Raw genomic sequence first — 18,483 nt, forward strand, 5'->3', positions numbered from 1 at the left:
TGCATTGCTTTCGACGTTCGACGAGACCCCTCGGAGGGCCCGCGTGTCCGTTTTTGTCGATGTTGTTGTTGCGCTGGGCCGGCTTCTCGAGCCGGTGCTGGCCGAGTCCGCGACCGCTGCGGCGATCGTGCTGTTCACCGTGCTCGTGCGGCTCGCGCTGCACCCCTTGAGCCGGGCCGCCTCCCGGGGTGCGACCCCGGTGGCGGGTTGTCTGCCGCTGCTGCTGCAGCTGCCGGTGTTCTTCCTGATGTACCGGGCGTTCTCGTCGGGTGAGGAGCTGCTGGGGCACCGGCTGTTCGGCGTGCCGCTCGGGGACCGGTGGGCCGATGCGCTCGGGGACGGCGGGCTCGTCGGGGCGCCGGGGCTGGTGTTCCTCGGGCTGTTCGCCGCGATCGGCGGGGTGGCGGCCTGGAGCGCGGTGCGGGGGAGGCGGGCCGCCGCGGCCGCGCCCGCACCCGTGCCGCCCGCGTCCGGGAAGGGTGCCGGGGGCGCCGGGGGTACCGGAGGTGCCGGGGGTGCCGGGGCGGCGCCCGCGCTCACGGCCGAGCAGCAGGCGGCGATGCGCCGGCTGGGCGGCGTACTGCCCCTGCTGTCGTTCGGGACGCTGGTCACGGCTGCCGTGGTGCCGCTCGCCGCCGGGCTGTACCTGCTGACCACCACGGCGTGGTCGCTGGCGGAGCGGGCCTGGCTGCAGTCCCGCGGAGGGGCACCCGGAGGGATGCCGGGAGGGATGCCGGGAGGGGCTCCCGGAGCGGTGCGTTCCAGTCTGTGAACAGGGTCTTGCGGATTGGGTGGGTTTCTTGGAGGATCAGCCAATCCTCCGATGGCCGCAACCCATCGGCCGGCCCGTGGCACGCCCATGGGCCGACCACCCACGACCACGGGAGAATGCCCATGAAGCTGCTGCGTGTCGGACCCGTCGGGTCGGAGCGCCCCGCGCTGCTCGACCAGGACGGGACCCTGCGTGACCTGTCCGGCCTGATCACGGATGTGGACGGCGCCCTGCTCGCCGACGACTCCGTGCTGTCCCGCGTACGGGACGCGGCGGCCTCCGGGGAGCTTCCGGTGCTGGACGCCGAGGGCCTGCGGATCGGCGCCGCCGTCGGGCGCATCGGCAAGGTCGTGGGCATCGGGCTGAACTACTTCGGGCACGCGGCGGAGATCGGCGCGGAGCCGCCGGCCGAGCCGATCCTCTTCCTGAAGGCCGCGGACACCGTCGTCGGCCCCGACGACACCGTGCTCATCCCGCGCGGCAGCGTGAAGACCGACTGGGAAGCGGAGCTGGGCGTCGTCATCGGCGGCACCGCCCGCTACCTGTCCTCCGCCGAGGAGGGCCTCGCGCACGTCGGCGGCTACGTGCTGGTCAACGACGTCTCGGAGCGCGAGTTCCAGATCGAGCGCGGCGGCACCTGGGACAAGGGCAAGAACTGCGAGACCTTCACCCCGCTCGGCCCGTGGCTGGTCACGGCCGACGAGATCCCGGACCCGCAGGTGCTCGGCGTGAGGCTGTGGGTCAACGGCGAGCTCAAGCAGGACGGCAACACCTCCGACCAGATCTTCCCGGTCGGCGAGGTCGTCCGGTACCTGAGCCAGTTCATGACCCTGTACCCGGGCGACGTCATCGTCACCGGCACGCCGGGCGGTGTGGCCATGGGCCAGCCGGAGCCGAAGCCGTACCTGCGGGCCGGTGACGTCGTGGAGCTGGAGATCGAGGGCCTCGGCCGTCAGCGCCAGGAGTTCAAGGGAGCGTAGTACTCAGCACGGACAGGGGCGGGCCGCCGTTGGCGGCCCGCCCCTTTTCGCGTACCCCGGCAGGGGGCTACAGCTCGACGGTCACGCCCTCGCGGGAGGACCTGCGCGCCGCCTCCAGCACGTCGAGGCAGTGCGCCGCCTCCCACGCCGTGACCGGTGCGGGGCCGCCCTCGCGCAGGGCGGCGGCCACGGCCGCGTAGTACGCCGGGTAGTCGCCGGGCTCTGTGCGCACCGGGATGCCGCCGCCGGTCAGGGGGGACTCGCCGGAGCCCACCAGTCCCCAGAGGTGCTCGGGCTCCTCGCCCCACGGGGCGCCGGGCGTCGGACGCAGGCCCTCGCGCAGGGCGCCCTCCTGGGGGTCGAGGCCGTACTTGACGTAGCCGGCCTGCGAGCCGAGGACGCGGAAGCGCGGTCCCAGCTGGGCGGTGGTCGCGCTGACGTAGAGGTGGGAGCGGATGCCGTTCGCGTGGGTGAGGGCGATGAAGGTGTCGTCGTCGGCCTCGGCGCCCGGGCGGCGCACGTCGGTCTCCGCGTAGACCCGTACGGCCGGACCGAAGAGCACCAGGGCCTGGTCGACGACGTGGCTGCCGAGGTCGTACAGCAGGCCGCCGATCTCCTCCGGCGCGCCGGACTCCCGCCAGCCGCCCTTGAGCTGCGGGCGCCAGCGCTCGAAACGGGACTCGAAGCGCTGGATCTCGCCGAGCTCGCCGCCGGCCAGGAGGCGGCGCAGGGTGAGGAAGTCGTTGTCCCAGCGGCGGTTCTGGAAGACGGAGAGAAACGTTCCGCTGCGGTCCGCGAGGGCGGCGAGTTCGCGTGCCTCGGAGGCGGTGGCGGCGAGCGGCTTGTCCACGACGACGGGAACACCGGCGGTGAGGGCGGCGGTGGCCAGCGGGACGTGGGTCTTGTTGGGGGAGGCGATGACGATGAGGTCGAGATCCGGCCCCGCGTCGAACAGGTCCTCGGCGGTAGCGGCGATGCGGACCTCGGGGAACTCGGCGCGGGCCTGGGCCTGACGGGCCGGATCGGAGGTGACGACCGTGTCGAGGACGAGCCCGTCGGTGGCGGCCACGAGGGGGGCGTGGAAGACGGAACCGGCGAGTCCGTAGCCGATGACGCCGACGCGGAGGGGTGCGGTGCTCATGGGACCACTTTGGCAACAGTGTTGCCGAAGTGCAAGGAGGGTGGAGAATGGCCGGGTGAACAGGGGCAACGGGGACGGGCGCGGCGGGGTCAACCTGCCGGGGGTGCGCGGGCACAACGAGGCGCTGCTGCTGGACCTGCTGCGCGGCGCCGGCCGGGAGGGGCTGGACCGGGCCGAGCTCGCCGCGCGTACGGGGCTCACCCCGCAGGCCGTCAGCAAGATCACGGCGCGGCTGGCGGCGGACGGGCTGGTCGCGGAGGCGGGCCGCGCCGCGTCCACCGGCGGCAAACCGCGGACCCTGCTCCGGCTGGTGCCGGAGGCGCGGTGCGCGGTCGGCGTGCAGATCGACCGGGACGAGCTGCGGGCGGTGCGCGTGGACCTCGCGGGCGGCCTCCTCGCCGAGAGCCACGGCCCGCTGGACTTCGGGGCCGGGCCGGACGCGGTGGTCGAGGAGGTCGTACGGGCCCACGCGCAGGTGCGGGGGCCGGCGGGGCCGGCGCTGCTGGGTGTGGGAGTGGCCGCGCCGGGGCCGCTGGATTCCGCGGGCGGGGTGATGGGGCGGGTGACGGGGTTCCCCGAATGGGAGGGATTCCCGCTGCGGGAGGTACTGGAGCGGCGGCTGGGGCCGGGGGTGCCGGTGCGGGTCGACAAGGACACCAACGCGGGGGTCGCCGGGGCCGTGCCGGGCGGGCCGGCCGGGGCGGGCGGCGGTGGCGCGGCGGGCGGCGGGGCGGGTGGCGGTGGCGCGGCGGGCGGCGGGATCGCGTACCTGCACGTCGGCAGCGGGCTCGGTGCGGGGCTGTGGCTGGGCGGCGGGGTCCATCGCGGGGGCCGGTCGGCGGCCGGAGAGTTCGGACACCAGGTGCTCCGGCTGGACGGCCCGCCGTGCCGGTGCGGGGGGCGCGGATGTGCGGAGGTGCTGTGCCTGGACGCGGTGGCCCGCGGGGACCTGGTGGAGGCGGCGCGGATCCTGGGGGAGGGGGCGGCGAACCTGGTCGCGCTGCTGGATGTGGACCGGGTGCTGTTGGGCGGGCGGGTGGTCGAGGCGGCCCCGGAGGTGTTCGTGGCCGGGGTCCGCGGGGTGCTTGGCGCGCGCTCGCTGAACCCTTCGCCGCCGGTGGTGGGGGTGGCGGTGGTGGGGGTCGCGGAGGGGGCGGCGGAGTTGGTGCTGGCGCCGTTCTTCGGGCGGGCGGGGTGACGTGCGGCTCCGCCGTCGGTACGTGCTCGCCCGGCGGGCCGGCCCGTTGTCACCCCCGCGCCGCCGGGGTCGGGTGTGTGGCGGGGTGCCCCCGCAGGGCGTCGAACGAACCACGCCGCACTTGGCGGGGCCTCTGGAGGTTCGACGCCCGAGGAGGTGCCCCGGCGCGCGGCCGGGTCCGGCGGCCGTTAGGCGCGGCCCGGACCGGGGTGCCGCTGCGCGGAGCAGTCCCCTACCCTCCCCCAGACTCCGTCCGGGGGGACCCCCTCTTCCACCGTTCCCCGGGCTCCGCCCGGACCCGTTCCTGGGGCTCCGCCCCAGACCCCGCGCCTCAAACGCCGGCGAGGCTGGGTGAGGGCCTCAAACGCCGGCGCGGCTGGATCGGGCCGCCCGACCCGCGCCCCGAACGCCCGCGAGGCTGGGTGGGGGGGCTCCGCCCCAGACCCCGCGCCTCAAACACCGGCGAGGCTGGGTCAAGCGCCGGCGGGGCTGGATCGGGCCCGGCCGGGTGGCTGGGGGAGGGGGCCCGTCCGCCGATCGGGGGGAAAGCGGGGTGGCCCGGGCGCGGTTGGGGTGGGGGGTGGGCATGGCGTGGCATGGTGCGGGCTGGGCCGGGGTGATTGTCAGCTGGTCCGACCGACGTCCCGTCCGACGAGCAGTGAGGGTCTCCTATGCGGCGACTGCGCAACGCCCTGGCCCCCCTCACCGCCGTCCTCTGTGCCGCCGTGCTCGCCACCGTCACCGCCCCCACCGCCGCCGCGGACATCGGCACCGGCGGTGGCGCCCGCCCCGCGCCCGCGCTGCCCTCGCGTGCGCTCGCCACCTGCGGCGACGGGAAGAGCGCCGCGTTTCCCATCGGGGCCCGGATCCGCGGCGGGCCGGCCGTGTACCGGACCGGCGGCGGGGCGCAGAGCTGGTACCTGGACCTGACGAACGCCACCAACTCCGCGTGCACCGCCATCCACCCCGTCATCGTCTTCACGGACACGACCCGCACCCTGCGCCCCGCGCACCTGCGCATGGACTTCGACGCACCCGGCGGCCCCTTCCCGGTCAGCCTGGAGCGGACCGACCGCGACGAGATCATCGCGGTGTTCGACGGCGGCGACGCGTTCCCGGGGTTCGCCGTCGGTCCCGGCGGGAGCCTGACCGTCAAGGTGTCCCTGGCCTTCGCCCCGGACGCCCCCACCGGCGAGGTCGTCGCCGACGCCGCGCTCGTCCAGCGCAGGGGCGACGACGGAGACTGGGTCGGGGAGGCGGGCGGCTACCGGTTCTCCGTCGAGGGCCCGGATGCGGACGCCGAGGGCGGCGGTGACGGCGACGGCGACGGCGAAGCCGACGGGTACGCGGACGGCGACGTCGGTGCCGCAGGCTCCCTCGCCCACACCGGCGGCGGCCACCGCGACCGGGCGTACGGGATGTACGGCGCGGGCGGCGCGGCCGTCGCGCTCGTCGCGGGCGGCGCGCTCGTGCTCGGGGCCCGCCGGCTGCGGAGCTCCACCCGCTGAACGCGGCGCACGCCCGAACCCCCGTACGGCGGCCCGGACATCCGGCCCGCATAGAGTCCGACCGTGGAAGAACAGAACCTGCCGCACCGCCCCGGCTCACCGGTGCGCTCCGGCATCCCCGAGCACGGCCGCATCCCCAAGTACTACGCCGTCAAGGCACGGATCGCCGGACTGCTCGACGAGCTCGGCGAGGGCGGCCTGCTGCCCACCGAGCGTGATCTCGCCGAGCGGTACGAGGTGTCCCGCGAAACCGTCCGGCAGGCCCTGCGCGAGCTGCTGCTGGAAGGCCGGCTGCGCCGCTCCGGCCGCGGGACCGTCGTCGCCGGGCCGAAGCTGGAGCAGCCGCTGTCGCTGGCGAGCTACACCGAGGGCGTACGGCGCCAGGGCAGGCGACCCGGGCGCCATCTCATCGGCCTGGAGCGGTTCCCCTGCCCGCCCGAGCTCACCCCCGACATCGGCGCCGAGGCCGGCGAGCCCGTCTGGCACCTGGAGCGCGTGCTGCTCGCGGACGACGAGCGCGTCGGCCTGGAGAGCACGTACATCCGGGTGGCCCGCGCACCCCGGCTGGACAGCGATTTCCGGCCCGACTCCTCCTTCTACGGATATCTGCGCGACAGCCTCGGCATCTCCTTCGGCGACGCCGACGAGAAGCTGGAGACCGTCCTCGCCACCCCCCGCGAAGCCCTGCTGATCGGCACCCCGCCCGCGCTGCCGATGCTGCTCATCCACCGTCTCTCGCGGGACACGGCCGGCCGGCCGCTGGAACGGGTGCGTTCGCTCTACCGTGGCGACCGGTTCAGCTTCACGACCCGCCTGCGCCCCGAATGACCGTCCGGGAAATGGTGCACAGGGGGTGATACGGGGTGACAGGCAAGGGTGGGAAGGTCACTGAAAGGTAACGGGTCTAGGCCAAGCTTGGGGGGCTGTTCACCGACGCGTTGCTCCTCCGATCCTCCTCCGTCACGGGCCGCGGCCACTTTGGTCGGCGTGAGAGTCATAGTCGTCGGAGGCGGCGTGGTCGGCACCATGCACGCCTGGCAAGCAGTCCAACGCGGCCACGAGGTCGTCCAGATCGAGCGAGAGGCCGAGGCCCGCGGCGCGTCCCTGCGTAATTTCGGCCAGATCTGGGTCAGCGGACGGGCCGGGGGCGAGGAGCTCGACACCGCCCTGCGGGCCCGCGAGCTCTGGGAGAGCATCGGCGCGGAGGTGCCCGGCCTGGGCTTCCGTGCCATCGGCTCCCTCACGCCCGTCCGCGGCGAGCGCGAGTACGCCGTCGCCGAGGCGGCCCTGGCCCGCCCCGATGCCGCCGCCCGCGGCTACGAGCTCGTCACCGCCGAGGAGGCCCGGCAGATCAACCCTGCGCTGCGCGGCGCGTTCGACGCCGCCCTGTGGTGCGAGCGGGACGCGGCCGTCGAGCCGCGCACCGCGCAGCCGCACCTGCGGGCGGCGCTGACGGCGACCGGCCGCTACACCTTCCTCCCCGGCCGCGAGGTCCGCGAGGTCGTCGGTACGGGCGCCGTCCGCGACGACCACGGAGACGTCCACCGCGGCGACGCCGTCGTCCTGGCCACCGGAGCCTGGCTGTCCGGCCTGGTCCGCGAACTGGCCCCAGGGCTGCCCGTGCGCCGCGTCCGGCTCCAGATGATGCAGACCGCCCCGCTCGGCGAGCCGCTGACCACCTCCGTCGCGGACGCCGACAGCTTCCGCTACTACCCCGCGTACAGGAGCGAAGCACTCGACGCGCTCAACGCCGGGCAGGCGCAGGCGCCGGTCGCCGCGGCGCACAAGATGCAGCTGCTCATGGTCCAGCGCCGGGACGGCGGGCTGACCATCGGCGACACCCACGAGTACGAGCACCCCTTCGCCTTCGACACCCTCGAGGACCCGTACGAGCACCTCGCCGGAGTCGTCGAATCCTTCCTGGGCCGCCCGCTGCCGAAGATCCGGCGCCGCTGGGCGGGGGTGTACGCGCAGTGCACCGACACCACCCGCGTCGTCCACCGCCAGCAGGTGGCCGACGGCGTCTGGCTGGTGACCGGGCCCGGCGGCCGCGGCATGACCTGCTCGCCCGCGATAGCCGAGACCACCGCGAACGAACTGGGCTGGTGAGTCGCATGACCATCGAACACAGGAACCGCGGGCTGGTCGTCCTCGACATGGCCGGCACCACCGTCGCCGACGGCGGCCTCGTCGAGCGCGCCTTCGAGCGGGCCGCCGGCCACCTCGGGGTCGAGCCCGGCAGCGCCGACCACGCGACGAAGCTGCGGTACGTCCGCGACACCATGGGCGAGTCGAAGATCTCCGTCTTCCGCCACCTCTTCGGTACGGAGGAACTCGCGCAGCGCGCCAACTCCGCCTTCGAGCAGGCCTACGGGGAACTCGTCGACGCCGGCCTGGTCTCCGGGATCCCCGGCGCCCGCGCCGCCATCGAGCAGCTCCGCGCCGAGGGCCGCACCGTCGTCCTGACCACCGGCTTCGCCCGCGTCACCCAGGACGCCATCATCGACGCGCTCGGCTGGCAGGACCTCGCCGACCTCACCCTCTGCCCGGCGGACGCCGGCGGCCGCGGCCGCCCGTACCCGGACATGGTGCTGGCCGCGTTCCTGCGGACCGGCGCCGTGGACGACGTACGCGAGATCGTGACCGCCGGTGACACCGCCTACGACATGCTCAGCGGCACCCGCGCGGGCGCGGGCACCGTCGCCGGCGTCCTCACCGGCGCCCACGAGCGGGAGGCCCTGGCCGGACACGGCGCGACCCACGTGCTCGGCTCCGTCGCCGAACTCCCGTCGCTCTTGGCGCTCCTGGCGGGGTCGGCGTGAGCGGCATACGTTTCGAAGGGGTCAGCGTCGCCTACGGCGGCAACACCGTCCTGGAATCCCTCGACCTCACCGTCGAGCCGGGCGAGGTGATGGCCCTCCTCGGCCCCTCCGGCTCGGGCAAGACCACGGCGCTGCGCGCGGTCGCCGGATTCGTCCGGCCCGTCGCCGGCCGCGTGCTGATCGGCGGCCGGGACGTCACCGCGCTCCCGCCGCACAAGCGGGGCATCGGCATGGTCGTCCAGCAGTACGCGCTCTTCCCGCACATGCGCGTCGAGGACAACGTCGCTTTCGGCCTGAAGGCGCAGAAGGCGCCCAGGGCGCCCAAGGCGCAGATCCCCGGGCGGGTCGCCGAGGCCCTCGAACTCACGGGCATGGCGGCCTACGCCAAGCGCTACCCGCGCGAACTGTCCGGCGGGCAGCAGCAGCGCGTGGCCATCGCGCGGGCGCTGGCCATCCGCCCCGGGGTCCTCCTCCTGGACGAGCCCCTCTCGGCCCTCGACGCCCAGCTGCGCTCCGGGATGCTCACGGAACTGGCCCGGCTGCACCGCGAGTTGCCGGACGTGTCCATCCTGTACGTCACGCACGACCAGATCGAGGCGCTCACCCTGGCCGACCGGATCGCGGTCATGGACAGGGCCCGGCTCCAGGACTGCGGGACCCCGCAGGAGCTGTACCGGGCCCCGCGCACCGCGTTCACGGCGTCGTTCGTCGGCAACGCGAACCTGCTGCCGGTCACGGTCGTGGAGGGCGGCGCGGAGTTCGCCGGGAGGTCCCTGACCCTCGATGCGGGCCGGGCCCTGCCGGGCTCCACCGCCACCCTGTGCGTACGGCCGCACCTGCTCGGCCTCGGCGACGGACCGAACGCGCTGAGCGGCACGATCGCGGAGGTCCAGTGGCGGGGCGCCACGCACCGGTTGTACGTGGACGTGGACGGGCACCGGGTGAAGGCGGACCTCCCCGAACTGCGGGAGACGCCGGCGCTCGGGGACCGGGTGACGCTGCACTTCGAACCGCGCGATGCGGTGCTGCTGGCCGCGGGGGTGTCCGATGGCTGAGCCGACGCGCCGCGCGGCGGCCGCCGGCCCGCCCCGGCGGCCCCCGGCTCCCGCGCCTCAGGCGCCGGCGGGGCTGCAGGATCGGGGCTCCGCCCCGGACCCCGCGCCTCAGGCGCCGGCGGGGCTGGACATTCCGGCCCCCGCGCCTCAAACGCCGGCGGGGCTGCAGGATCGGGGCTCCGCCCCGGACCCCGCGCCTCAAACGCCGGCGGGGCTGGACATTCCGGCCCCCGCGCGTCAGGTGCCGGCGGGGCTGCAGGATCGGGGCTCCGCCCCGGACCCCGCGCCTCAAACGCCGGCGGGGCTGGATATTCCGGATCCCGCGCCTCAGGCGTGGGCGAGGCTGGATGTCCCGGCCGGTGCCCCGCGAGGGGACGTCCGAGGGCCCCGGGGGGCGACCCCGCGGGGGAAGCGGCGGGTGGCGGGTGGTGTGTGGGTCGTGCCGCCCGTCGCGGTGCTCGCGCTCGTGTTCCTGTACCCGCTCGGGCTGGTGGTCCAGCAGTCGCTCACCCCGGACCCGGCGGACGGCGGCGGCGGCGCCTTCGCCGCGTACCGTTCCGTCTTCGCCTCCGCCGCCTTCCGCGAAGCGCTCGGCACCACCGTCTGGCTCGCCGTCGGCGCCACCGCCGGCTGCCTCCTCCTCGGGTTCACCCTCGCGCTGATCATCGCGTTCGTACCCTTCCCCGGGGCCCGCGGCGTCGCGAAGTTCATCGATGTCTTCCTCTCCTTCCCCTCCTTCCTCATCACCCTCGCGCTGCTCTTCGTCTACGGCACCGTCGGCATGGCGAACGGCGTCTGGACCGACCTCACCGGCGCCGCCGAAGGGCCGTTCCACTTCCTCACCACCCCCTGGGGCGTCCTCCTCGCGGAGATCACCTACTTCACGCCCTTCGTGATGCGCCCGCTGCTCGCCGCCTTCTCCCAGCTGGACACCGCCCAGCTGGAGGTCGCCGCCGGTCTCGGCGCCCGCCCCGCCCGGATCGTCCGGAGGGTGATCCTCCCCGAGGCGCTCCCGGCCCTCGCCGCCGGCGGCAGCCTCGTCCTGGTCATGTGCCTCAACGAGTTCGGGATCGTCCTGTTCACCGGGGCCAAGGACGTCACGACCCTCCCGATGCTGATCTACGGCAAGGCCATCCTCGAATCCGACTACTCGGCCGCCTGCGTGGTCGCCGTCGTCAACATCGCGATCTCAGTCGGCCTGTTCGGCCTCTACCGGGTGGTGAGCAAGCGTGCTGGTGCATAGCAGGACCGGCCGCTGGGCCGCCTGGGGCCTGTTCGGCCTCCTCTTCCTGCCGCTCTTCGCCCTGCCCCTGCTCGTCGTGGTCGCGGCCTCCTTCGCCACCCGCTGGTCCGGGGCCTTCCCCTCCGGTGCGACCACGGCGAACTACGCCTCCGCCGTGCAGGGCGAATCCCTCCAGGCCCTGACCACCAGCCTGGTCACCGCCGTGGCCGCGAGCCTGCTCGCCCTCACCCTCGGCACCTGGGCCGCACTGGCCGGCGCCGCACTGACGAAGCGCGGCAAGCGTTTCCTCGACGCGCTGTTCATGCTGCCCGTCGCCGTGCCGTCCGTCGTCGTCGGCCTCGCCGTCCTCGTCGCCTTCAGCCGGCCGCCGGTGCTGCTCAACGGCACCGGCTCCATCGTCGTCCTGGCGCACACCGTTCTTGTCACGGCGTTCGCCCACCAGTCGGTTTCGGCCGCCATCGTCCGTCTCGACCCGGCCTACGAGCAGGCGGCGGCCTCCCTGGGAGCCCGCCCCTCGTACGTGCTGTGGCGGGTCAGACTCCCGCTCCTGCTGCCGTCGCTCACGGCGGCCGCAGGGCTCTGCTTCGCCCTGTCCATGGGCGAGCTGAGCGCCACGATGATGCTCTACCCGCCGGACTGGATGCCCCTTCCGGTCCGGATCTTCACGGCCACCGACCGCGGCTCCCTCCACAGCGGTTCCGCCGTCGCCGTGGTCCTGATGGCCGCCACGCTGATCGTCCTGGTGGCGGTCTCCCGGATCCGCACCAAGGCCTCGTACCGCTGACGGTCACCGCCGACCGGCCCGTTCTCCCGCCGACTTGCGCTGATCCCCGCCAACCCCCGCCGACTCCCTTTCCCCGTGAGGAAGTTCCATGCCCAGCAAGCTCCTGCTCCGGACCGCCTGCGCCGCCACCGGCGCCCTCGCCCTCGCCGTCTCCCTGACCGCCTGCGGCGGCGCCTCCACCTCCGCCGGCTCCGGCAAGGACGGCGGCGGCGAGAAGGTCGTCACCGTCTACAGCGCCGACGGCCTCAAGAGCGAGAAGGGCGACGGCTGGTACGACAAGGTCTTCGCCGACTTCACCAGGAAGACCGGCATCGAGGTCAAGCTCGTCGAGGGCGGTTCCGGCGAGCTGGTGGCGCGCGCCGCCCGCGAGAAGACCAACACGCAGGCCGACGTCATCATCACCCTGCCGCCCTTCATCCAGCAGGCCGACGGCAAGGGCCTGCTGCAGTCGTACAAGCCCCAGGGCTCCGACAAGGTCAACGGCGCGGACAAGGCCGCCGACGGCAAGTGGACCTCGGTCGTCAACAACTACTTCGGCTTCGTCTACAACAAGAAGGAGCTGCCCCAGGCCCCCAGGACCTGGGAGGAACTGCTGGACGCCAAGTACAAGGGCAAGCTCCAGTACTCCACCCCGGGCGTCGCGGGCGACGGCACCGCCGTGCTCATCAAGGCGATGCACGACTTCGGCGGCAAGGAGCCGGCGAACGAGTACCTGAAGAAGCTCCAGGCCAACAACGTCGGCCCGTCCTCCTCCACCAGCAAGCTCGCGCCCAAGACCGACAAGGGCGAGCTGCTCGTCGCCAACGGCGACGTCCAGATGAACTACGCGCAGTCCAGGACCATGCCGAACCTGGGCATCTGGTTCCCGGCGAAGGACGGCGGCAAGCCGACCACCTTCGCGCTGCCCTACGCGGCCGGCCTCGTCGACAAGGCCCCGCACGGCGAGAACGGCAGGAAGCTCCTCGACCACCTCCTCAGTGAGGAAGCCCAGAAGCTGGTCAGCGAGGTCGGCGGCGGCTTCCCGGCGCGCAGCGACGTCAAGCCGACCGACGCGAACGCCGTCGAACTCGCCAAGATCATGACGGGGGTCGAGGTCTTCGAGCCGGACTGGGCCGACATCGACAGGAACCTCTCCGCCTACGTCGACGCGTGGAAGTCGGCGACCGGAAGCTGACCGGTCACTTCCCGGTCACCCGCGGCCGGGAGAGTGACGCTCGGATAACGGGTCTGGACCGAACCCACCTCCGGTCCGGGCCCGTACGCACCACCCCCGCAAGGTCCCGCACCTTCCGCCGCTCACTTGCTCCCAGGAGGAGTACGTGTCCCCTGTCCTGCCCGGACGCCCCCGCACCGGCACGCGCGCCCGCACCGGCACGCGCGCCCGCCCCCGCACGCTCGCCGTGGCCGCCACCGCCACGGCCCTGCTCGCCACCGCCCTCGGCGCGCACACCGTCAACGCCACCGCCGCCGGTGCGGCCGGCACCACCGGCAAGGTCCTCGTCATCGGCATAGACGGCACGGTCCTCGACCGCGTCAGGGCCGCCAACGCCCCCAACCTGCAGGGCCTGATGGCCGAGGGCCTGACCGCCAGGAGCACCCTCTACGCGAGCCCGATGGCCGCCACCTCCTCGGGCCCGGGCTGGTCGACCATCGCCACCGGCGTGTGGCCCGACAAGCACGGCGTGAAGGACAACTCCTTCACCGGCAAGAACTACACGGCCTACCCGGACTTCCTGACCCGCATCGAGAACGCCAAGCCGGCGCTCAACACCTACGCGGCCGCCGACTGGGAGCCCATCACCTCCACCGACCAGAACGGTCCGGTCTTCTCCGCCAAGGTCGACAAGCGCCTGAGCCTCAAGGGCGACCGTGACGGCTACGGCAGCGAGGACCCGAAGATCGCCGCCGCTGCCGCCGCCGAACTGCAGGGCCAGAACCCGGACGCCGCCTTCGTCTACCTCGGCGAGATCGACCACGCCGGCCACACCTCCGGCGCCGCCGGCCAGGAGTACCTGGACGCCATCGGCCGCGTCGACGCGCTGATCGGCCAGCTCCTCACCGCCGTCCGGAACCGGCCCACCTACGGCCAGGAGAACTGGAAGATCCTGGTCACCACCGACCACGGCCACACCGACGCCGGCGGCCACGGCGGCTCCTCCATCCAGGAGCGCGGCACCTTCGTCATCGCCAAGGGCGCGGGCATCCCGGCCGGTTCGGTCCGGGACGACGTCAAGCTGGTGGACGTGGCCGCGACCGCGCTCCAGCAGGTCGGCGTCCCCACGACCGGGCTGGACGGCGTCCCGCTGGACTCCCCGGACGACGACCCCTTCGACACCCTGCGCCCCAACCTCCGGGCCCGCGTGGACGAGACGGGCATCCCGGCGGCCACCAGGGGCTTCACGCACACCCCGCCGGCGGGCTGGTCCGTCGACAACTCCAAGATGGGCACGGGCGGTGTCACCGAGTGGGCCGGCTGGGCCTTCGCGACCGACGAGTTCTGGAGCCAGGCGCAGCGCGACCAGTGGCGCGAGCTGAACGTGCGCTCCCGTGACGTCTTCGCCGTCGCCGACTCCGACGAGTGGGACGACAAGAGCCACACCGGCAGCTACGACTCCACCCTGATCACCCCCAAGTGGGCGGTCACCGGCGGCACCACGCGCAACCTGACCTTCCAGACGCACTACCGCCAGGAGGCCGGGCAGACCGCCCAGGTCCTCGTCTCGTACAACGGCGGTACGCCGACGGTCGTCAAGAGCTACACCGCCGACGCCGTGGCCAAGCCGGAGTCGATCGCGCTCCAGGTCCCGTCCGGCGCCACCGACGTCCAGGTCCGCTTCCGCTACGCGGGCAGCAACAACTGGTACTGGACCGTGGACAACGTCCGCCTCGCCTGATCCGGGTCCGGGCTGTGGACGCTCACGGCGGCCACGGCCCGGCCCCGATAGGGTGGTACAGACCAGAGGGTCACAGGCCACGAGAGCGGAGAACAGTCCAGTGGGAGAGCGCAAGCCGATCGAATCCTGGCTCACCGACATGGACGGGGTCCTGATCCACGAGGGCACCCCCATCCCCGGTGCCGACGCCTTCATCAAGCGGCTGCGCGAATCCGGCAAGCCCTTCCTGGTGCTGACCAACAACTCCATCTACACGCCGCGCGACCTCCAGGCCCGGCTGTCCCGGATGGGCCTGCACGTCCCCGTCGAGAACATCTGGACCTCGGCCCTGGCCACGGCGAAGTTCCTCGACGACCAGCGCCCGGGCGGCACGGCGTACGTCATCGGCGAGGCCGGCCTGACCACCGCCCTCCACGACATCGGCTACGTCCTCACCGACCACGAGCCGGACTACGTCGTCCTGGGCGAGACCCGGACGTACAGCTTCGAGGCGATGACGAAGGCGGTCCGCCTGATCAACGCCGGCGCCCGCTTCATCTGCACCAACCCCGACGAGACCGGCCCCTCCACCGAGGGCCCGCTCCCCGCCACCGGTGCGGTCGCCGCGCTGATCACCAAGGCGACGGGCAAGAAGCCGTACTTCGCGGGCAAGCCCAACCCGCTGATGATGCGGACGGGCCTGAACGCCATCGGCGCGCACTCGGAGACCAGCGCGATGATCGGCGACCGCATGGACACCGACGTGCTGGCCGGACTGGAGGCGGGCATGCAGACCTTCCTCGTGCTCACCGGCCTGACCACGGTGGCGGACACCGAGCAGTTCCCCTACCGCCCGACGAAGACGGTCGACTCCATCGCGGACCTGGTCGACCTCGTCTGACCCGGAGTCCGGCCAGGGGCCCGGCCCGGGGCCCGGCCGGAGTGCGGCCCGGCGTCCGTCCCGGTCGGCCCAGGACGTTCGGCCATGGGGGCGAACTGTGTTTGGGGCGTTCGGCTGACGCGGCTGACACGTACGGCGCCGCTCCGGATGCGGAGCGGCGCGCCGCGCGTGAATCTCCTTGACGAGGAGGTTCACCATGCGCAGTGTTCTGATCGGTCTCCGTGCCGCCGGGGTGGCCGTCGCCCTGACGGCGCTCTCCACGGTGGCCGCGCCCACCGCCCTGGCGGGCGAGGAGGACCACGGAGGCCGCGGCGACCGGGGTGGCAGCATCTCGGTCGAGCCGAATCCGGCCCACCCGGGGGCGCAGGTCAAGCTGCGCGTCCACGGATGCGAGGGCATCCGGGGCTCGGCCAAGTCCTCCGTCTTCGTGGACGACATCGACCTGTACGGCCGTGACGGCGGCCGCAGTCCGCTCTTCGGGGAGGGAGTGATCGCCCATCACGCCTCGCCCGGCTGGCACGCCGTCCGGGTGATCTGCGACGGCCACGACAAGGTCACCGGCTCCATCGAGATCGCCCACCACCGCCCGAGCCACCACGCCTCGCCGGTCTGGCCGGTCCACGCGGGCGGCGGCGGCATGGCGGCCGAGGTGGCCAAGCAGCAGCCGCAGAAGGCCGGCGACGCCGGGCTGGCCGCGGCCGCCAAGAAGGAGCACGGCGGCGGTCCGGGTCTTCCGCACACCGTGATCGGCGCGGTCCTCGCCGCGGTCGCCACCCTGGCGGTGGCGGGCCGGGCGCTGACCCTGCGCCGCCGACGCAGCGGCGAATGAGCGCGGAGGCCAAGGGTTCCCCCGGCGGGCGGCTGCTGACCTTCGCGGCCTGGTCGGTGCTGGTGCTCGGGCTGTGGCTGTGGGGCCGCCAGATCACCGGGGTCCCCGCCCCGCTCGCCGGCCAGGCCGGTGGGGTGGTCGGCCCGGGGCTGCCGGCCGCGCGCGCCCCGCTCGCGGGGGCCCCGCCGCAGCGGGTCGACGTGCCCTCCATAGGCATCCAGGCCCCGGTGATCCCCCGGGACCTGGACAAGGACGGCGCGATCGAGCCGCCCCCGTACGACAGCCCGGGCACGGTGGGCTGGTGGGGCAAGGGGGTGCAGCCGGGCGCGGCGGGAACCGCGCTGATGGTGGGGCACGTGGACACCCGGGCCAAACCCGCGGTGTTCTACGGTCTGAGCTCGGCGCAGCCGGGCGACAAGGTGCGGGTGGTGCGGGCGGACGGCTCGGTCGCCGAGTTCACCATCGAGGACGTACGGGTCTTCGAGCGCGCGGGCTTCGACCCGCACAAGGCGTACGGGCAGCGGGTCGCGGGCCGGGCCGAACTGAGGCTGGTGACCTGCGGCGGTTCGTACGACAAGGAGGCCAAGGAGTACACGGCCAACGTGGTGGTCTCCGCGTACCTCACGGGCGCGGGCGTCCGCCCGGGCACGGCGGCGTAGCCGCCCGTACGACGAAGAAGCCCCTCGCAGTTCTCACTGCGAGGGGCTTCCTCCGTCTGTGCGCCGCCAGGGACTCGAACCCCGGACCCGCTGATTAAGAGTCAGCTGCTCTAACCAACTGAGCTAGCGGCGCTTGCTGACAGGGAAAACTCTACCCCACTTCCGGAGGTGCTCGTGACCAGCCACGCCCGCCTTGTCCGATTAACCCATGTTTGGGGGGTTTATCGTGCACGATATGTCTGGCCGTGCCGCATGTGACGCCCCGCCAGATGCGGTCCGGCCGACCAGTGGACGAAACAGGGGAGTGGACGGAACCGCATGACGATGCTGCCTCCGGTGCATGAGCCGATGCACGAGCCGACACCGGCGCCCGAGCGGACGCTGATGCCGATGCCCGCTTTCGAGGAGTACGAGCCCGCCGGCGACTGCCCGTGCCGGGGATGCGCGGAGCGCCGCCGGGCGCTGGCCCGCGCCCGGGCCATACCGCTGCGGGACGGGGGGCATCCCGCGGCGCGCGGGGCGCGGCGCGCGCTGGTCCTGGCGACCGCGGCGGGAGTGGTCCTGGGCGGCGGCTCGGCCGCCGTCGCGGTGGCCGCACCGGCAGCCCCGGCCCCGGGACCGGTGGCGCACGACGACCCCGGCACACCCCAGGGCGGCAGGTCCCCGCTGCACGGCCCGAAGGGCGGTCCGGCCGGGAAGCCCGGGGCGCCGGGGGCGCCGGCCGCGGCGCGGAAGCGGCTGGACCGGGCGACGATCGTCAACCGGGCGAAGCTGTGGCTGGACGCGAAGGTCCCGTACAGCATGTCCGACTACTGGACGGACGGATACCGGCAGGACTGCTCGGGCTTCGTCTCCATGGTCTGGAACCTGGGCACCAACGAGTGGACCGGCAGCCTGGACAAGTTCGCCACCCGCATCACGAAGGAAGAGCTCCTGCCGGGGGACATGCTGCTCTTCCACAACCCGGCGGACCCGAACAAGGGCTCGCACGTCACCCTCTTCGGCGGGTGGGTGGACGAGACCCGCACCCACTACATCGCCTACGAGCAGACGCGCCCGACGACACGGAAGCTGGCTACGCCGTACGGGTACTGGAACAACGCCACCAAGTACATCCCCTACCGCTACAACGGGGTCATCGGCGGGATCGACACCCCCGGCGGACCGCCCGCCGGCTCCGCGGCCTTCCCGGGCGCCGGGAAGTTCGGCCCCGGGCAGAGCAACGAGTACGTCGCCCAGCTGGGCCGGATGCTGATCGACCGGGGCGCCTCCCGCTTCTACCCGCAGGGCGCGGGCAGGACGTGGTCCGATGCCGACCGGCTGGCCACGCAGGCCTTCCAGCTCGCCCAGGGCTGGAAGGGCGGCGAGGCGGACGGGCTCCCGGGCGAGCACACGTGGCGGCTGCTGGTCGACCGCCAGGGCAAGGACATCCCGCCGACGGTGGGCGGCGCGCCGGGGCCGGGCGGCGTACGGGCCTACCCCGGGGCGTCGGTGTTCCGCCCGGGCTCCTCCCACGACGCCGTCACCGCGCTGGGCCGCCGGCTGGTGAAGAAGGGCTTCGGCAAGTACTACCGGACCGGCCCGGGCCCGCGCTGGAGCGAGGCCGACCGCCGTGCCGTCGAGGCGTTCCAGCGGGCGCAGGGCTGGCGCGGAGCGGCGGCCGACGGCTATCCGGGCCCGGAAACCTGGCGCCGGCTGTTCGCATGAGGGAGGCAAAC

The 18,483-nt window shown here is 73.6% G+C and carries 17 protein-coding genes and 1 tRNA gene; 16 read left to right on the forward strand and 2 right to left on the reverse strand.

Translation table 11 applies throughout. The features are described from left to right. Window positions 1-43 precede the first annotated feature (43 nt). Both ACZ6Y1_RS24330 and ACZ6Y1_RS24335 read left to right on the forward strand, forming a co-directional pair. Entirely contained in the window at window positions 44-772 is a 729-nt protein-coding gene (locus ACZ6Y1_RS24330) for a YidC/Oxa1 family membrane protein insertase (RefSeq protein WP_469633462.1), read from the forward strand. 122 nt (window positions 773-894) lie between these two features. Further along, window positions 895-1,752: a fumarylacetoacetate hydrolase family protein gene (locus ACZ6Y1_RS24335; protein WP_469633465.1), complete on the forward strand. Its 858-nt coding sequence runs from the start codon at window positions 895-897 to the stop codon at window positions 1,750-1,752. Between the two features lie 67 nt (window positions 1,753-1,819). On the opposite strand, the gene ACZ6Y1_RS24340 is transcribed toward ACZ6Y1_RS24335, so the two are convergent. Then, window positions 1,820-2,893, reverse strand: a complete 1,074-nt coding sequence (locus tag ACZ6Y1_RS24340; RefSeq protein WP_469633468.1) for a Gfo/Idh/MocA family oxidoreductase — start codon at window positions 2,891-2,893, stop codon at window positions 1,820-1,822. A 55-nt stretch (window positions 2,894-2,948) separates the two neighbouring features. On the opposite strand from ACZ6Y1_RS24340, the gene ACZ6Y1_RS24345 reads away from it, so the two are divergent. The 13 genes from ACZ6Y1_RS24345 to ACZ6Y1_RS24405 all read left to right on the forward strand — a co-directional run bounded on the left by ACZ6Y1_RS24345 (window position 2,949) and on the right by ACZ6Y1_RS24405 (window position 16,765). After that, window positions 2,949-4,091 (forward strand): ROK family transcriptional regulator, encoded by a 1,143-nt coding sequence (locus tag ACZ6Y1_RS24345; protein ID WP_469633470.1) that lies wholly within the window; start codon window positions 2,949-2,951, stop codon window positions 4,089-4,091. A 671-nt stretch (window positions 4,092-4,762) separates the two neighbouring features. Further along, entirely contained in the window at window positions 4,763-5,599 is an 837-nt protein-coding gene (locus tag ACZ6Y1_RS24350) for a hypothetical protein (protein ID WP_469633474.1), read from the forward strand. Window positions 5,600-5,662: 63 nt separating this feature from the next. Next, window positions 5,663-6,427 carry a GntR family transcriptional regulator gene (locus ACZ6Y1_RS24355; protein WP_469633477.1) on the forward strand — a complete coding sequence of 255 codons (765 nt, stop codon included), beginning with the start codon at window positions 5,663-5,665 and terminating at the stop codon, window positions 6,425-6,427. A 159-nt stretch (window positions 6,428-6,586) separates the two neighbouring features. Continuing rightward, complete coding sequence (locus tag ACZ6Y1_RS24360) at window positions 6,587-7,708, forward strand: TIGR03364 family FAD-dependent oxidoreductase (RefSeq protein WP_469633480.1); 1,122 nt, start codon at window positions 6,587-6,589, stop codon at window positions 7,706-7,708. A 5-nt stretch (window positions 7,709-7,713) separates the two neighbouring features. Beyond that, entirely contained in the window at window positions 7,714-8,421 is a 708-nt protein-coding gene (locus tag ACZ6Y1_RS24365; protein ID WP_469633484.1) for a phosphonatase-like hydrolase, read from the forward strand. Beyond that, on the forward strand, window positions 8,418-9,476 hold the full coding sequence (locus ACZ6Y1_RS24370) for an ABC transporter ATP-binding protein (protein WP_469633487.1): 1,059 nt from the start codon (window positions 8,418-8,420) through the stop codon (window positions 9,474-9,476). Before ACZ6Y1_RS24365 ends, ACZ6Y1_RS24370 begins: the two co-directional genes overlap by 4 nt. A gap of 418 nt (window positions 9,477-9,894) precedes the next feature. After that, complete coding sequence (locus ACZ6Y1_RS24375) at window positions 9,895-10,719, forward strand: 2-aminoethylphosphonate ABC transporter permease subunit (protein ID WP_469633489.1); 825 nt, start codon at window positions 9,895-9,897, stop codon at window positions 10,717-10,719. After that, complete coding sequence (locus ACZ6Y1_RS24380; RefSeq protein WP_469633492.1) at window positions 10,706-11,503, forward strand: ABC transporter permease; 798 nt, start codon at window positions 10,706-10,708, stop codon at window positions 11,501-11,503. Before ACZ6Y1_RS24375 ends, ACZ6Y1_RS24380 begins: the two co-directional genes overlap by 14 nt. A gap of 88 nt (window positions 11,504-11,591) precedes the next feature. Further along, window positions 11,592-12,677: a 2-aminoethylphosphonate ABC transporter substrate-binding protein gene (locus tag ACZ6Y1_RS24385; RefSeq protein WP_469633495.1), complete on the forward strand. Its 1,086-nt coding sequence runs from the start codon at window positions 11,592-11,594 to the stop codon at window positions 12,675-12,677. A 145-nt stretch (window positions 12,678-12,822) separates the two neighbouring features. Further along, window positions 12,823-14,397, forward strand: a complete 1,575-nt coding sequence (locus tag ACZ6Y1_RS24390; protein WP_469633498.1) for an alkaline phosphatase family protein — start codon at window positions 12,823-12,825, stop codon at window positions 14,395-14,397. 100 nt (window positions 14,398-14,497) lie between these two features. Beyond that, on the forward strand, window positions 14,498-15,277 hold the full coding sequence (locus tag ACZ6Y1_RS24395) for an HAD-IIA family hydrolase (protein WP_469633501.1): 780 nt from the start codon (window positions 14,498-14,500) through the stop codon (window positions 15,275-15,277). Window positions 15,278-15,473: 196 nt separating this feature from the next. Further along, window positions 15,474-16,106, forward strand: a complete 633-nt coding sequence (locus ACZ6Y1_RS24400) for a hypothetical protein (protein WP_469633504.1) — start codon at window positions 15,474-15,476, stop codon at window positions 16,104-16,106. Continuing rightward, window positions 16,103-16,765 carry a class F sortase gene (locus tag ACZ6Y1_RS24405; RefSeq protein WP_469633507.1) on the forward strand — a complete coding sequence of 221 codons (663 nt, stop codon included), beginning with the start codon at window positions 16,103-16,105 and terminating at the stop codon, window positions 16,763-16,765. Before ACZ6Y1_RS24400 ends, ACZ6Y1_RS24405 begins: the two co-directional genes overlap by 4 nt. A gap of 59 nt (window positions 16,766-16,824) precedes the next feature. On the opposite strand, the gene ACZ6Y1_RS24410 is transcribed toward ACZ6Y1_RS24405, so the two are convergent. Beyond that, window positions 16,825-16,898, reverse strand: a tRNA-Lys gene (locus ACZ6Y1_RS24410). 251 nt (window positions 16,899-17,149) lie between these two features. On the opposite strand from ACZ6Y1_RS24410, the gene ACZ6Y1_RS24415 reads away from it, so the two are divergent. Continuing rightward, window positions 17,150-18,472, forward strand: a complete 1,323-nt coding sequence (locus ACZ6Y1_RS24415) for a peptidoglycan-binding protein (RefSeq protein ID WP_469633591.1) — start codon at window positions 17,150-17,152, stop codon at window positions 18,470-18,472. Window positions 18,473-18,483: the final 11 nt, after the last annotated feature.

The sequence above is a fragment of the Streptomyces sp. NPDC053432 genome, from assembly GCF_055585365.1.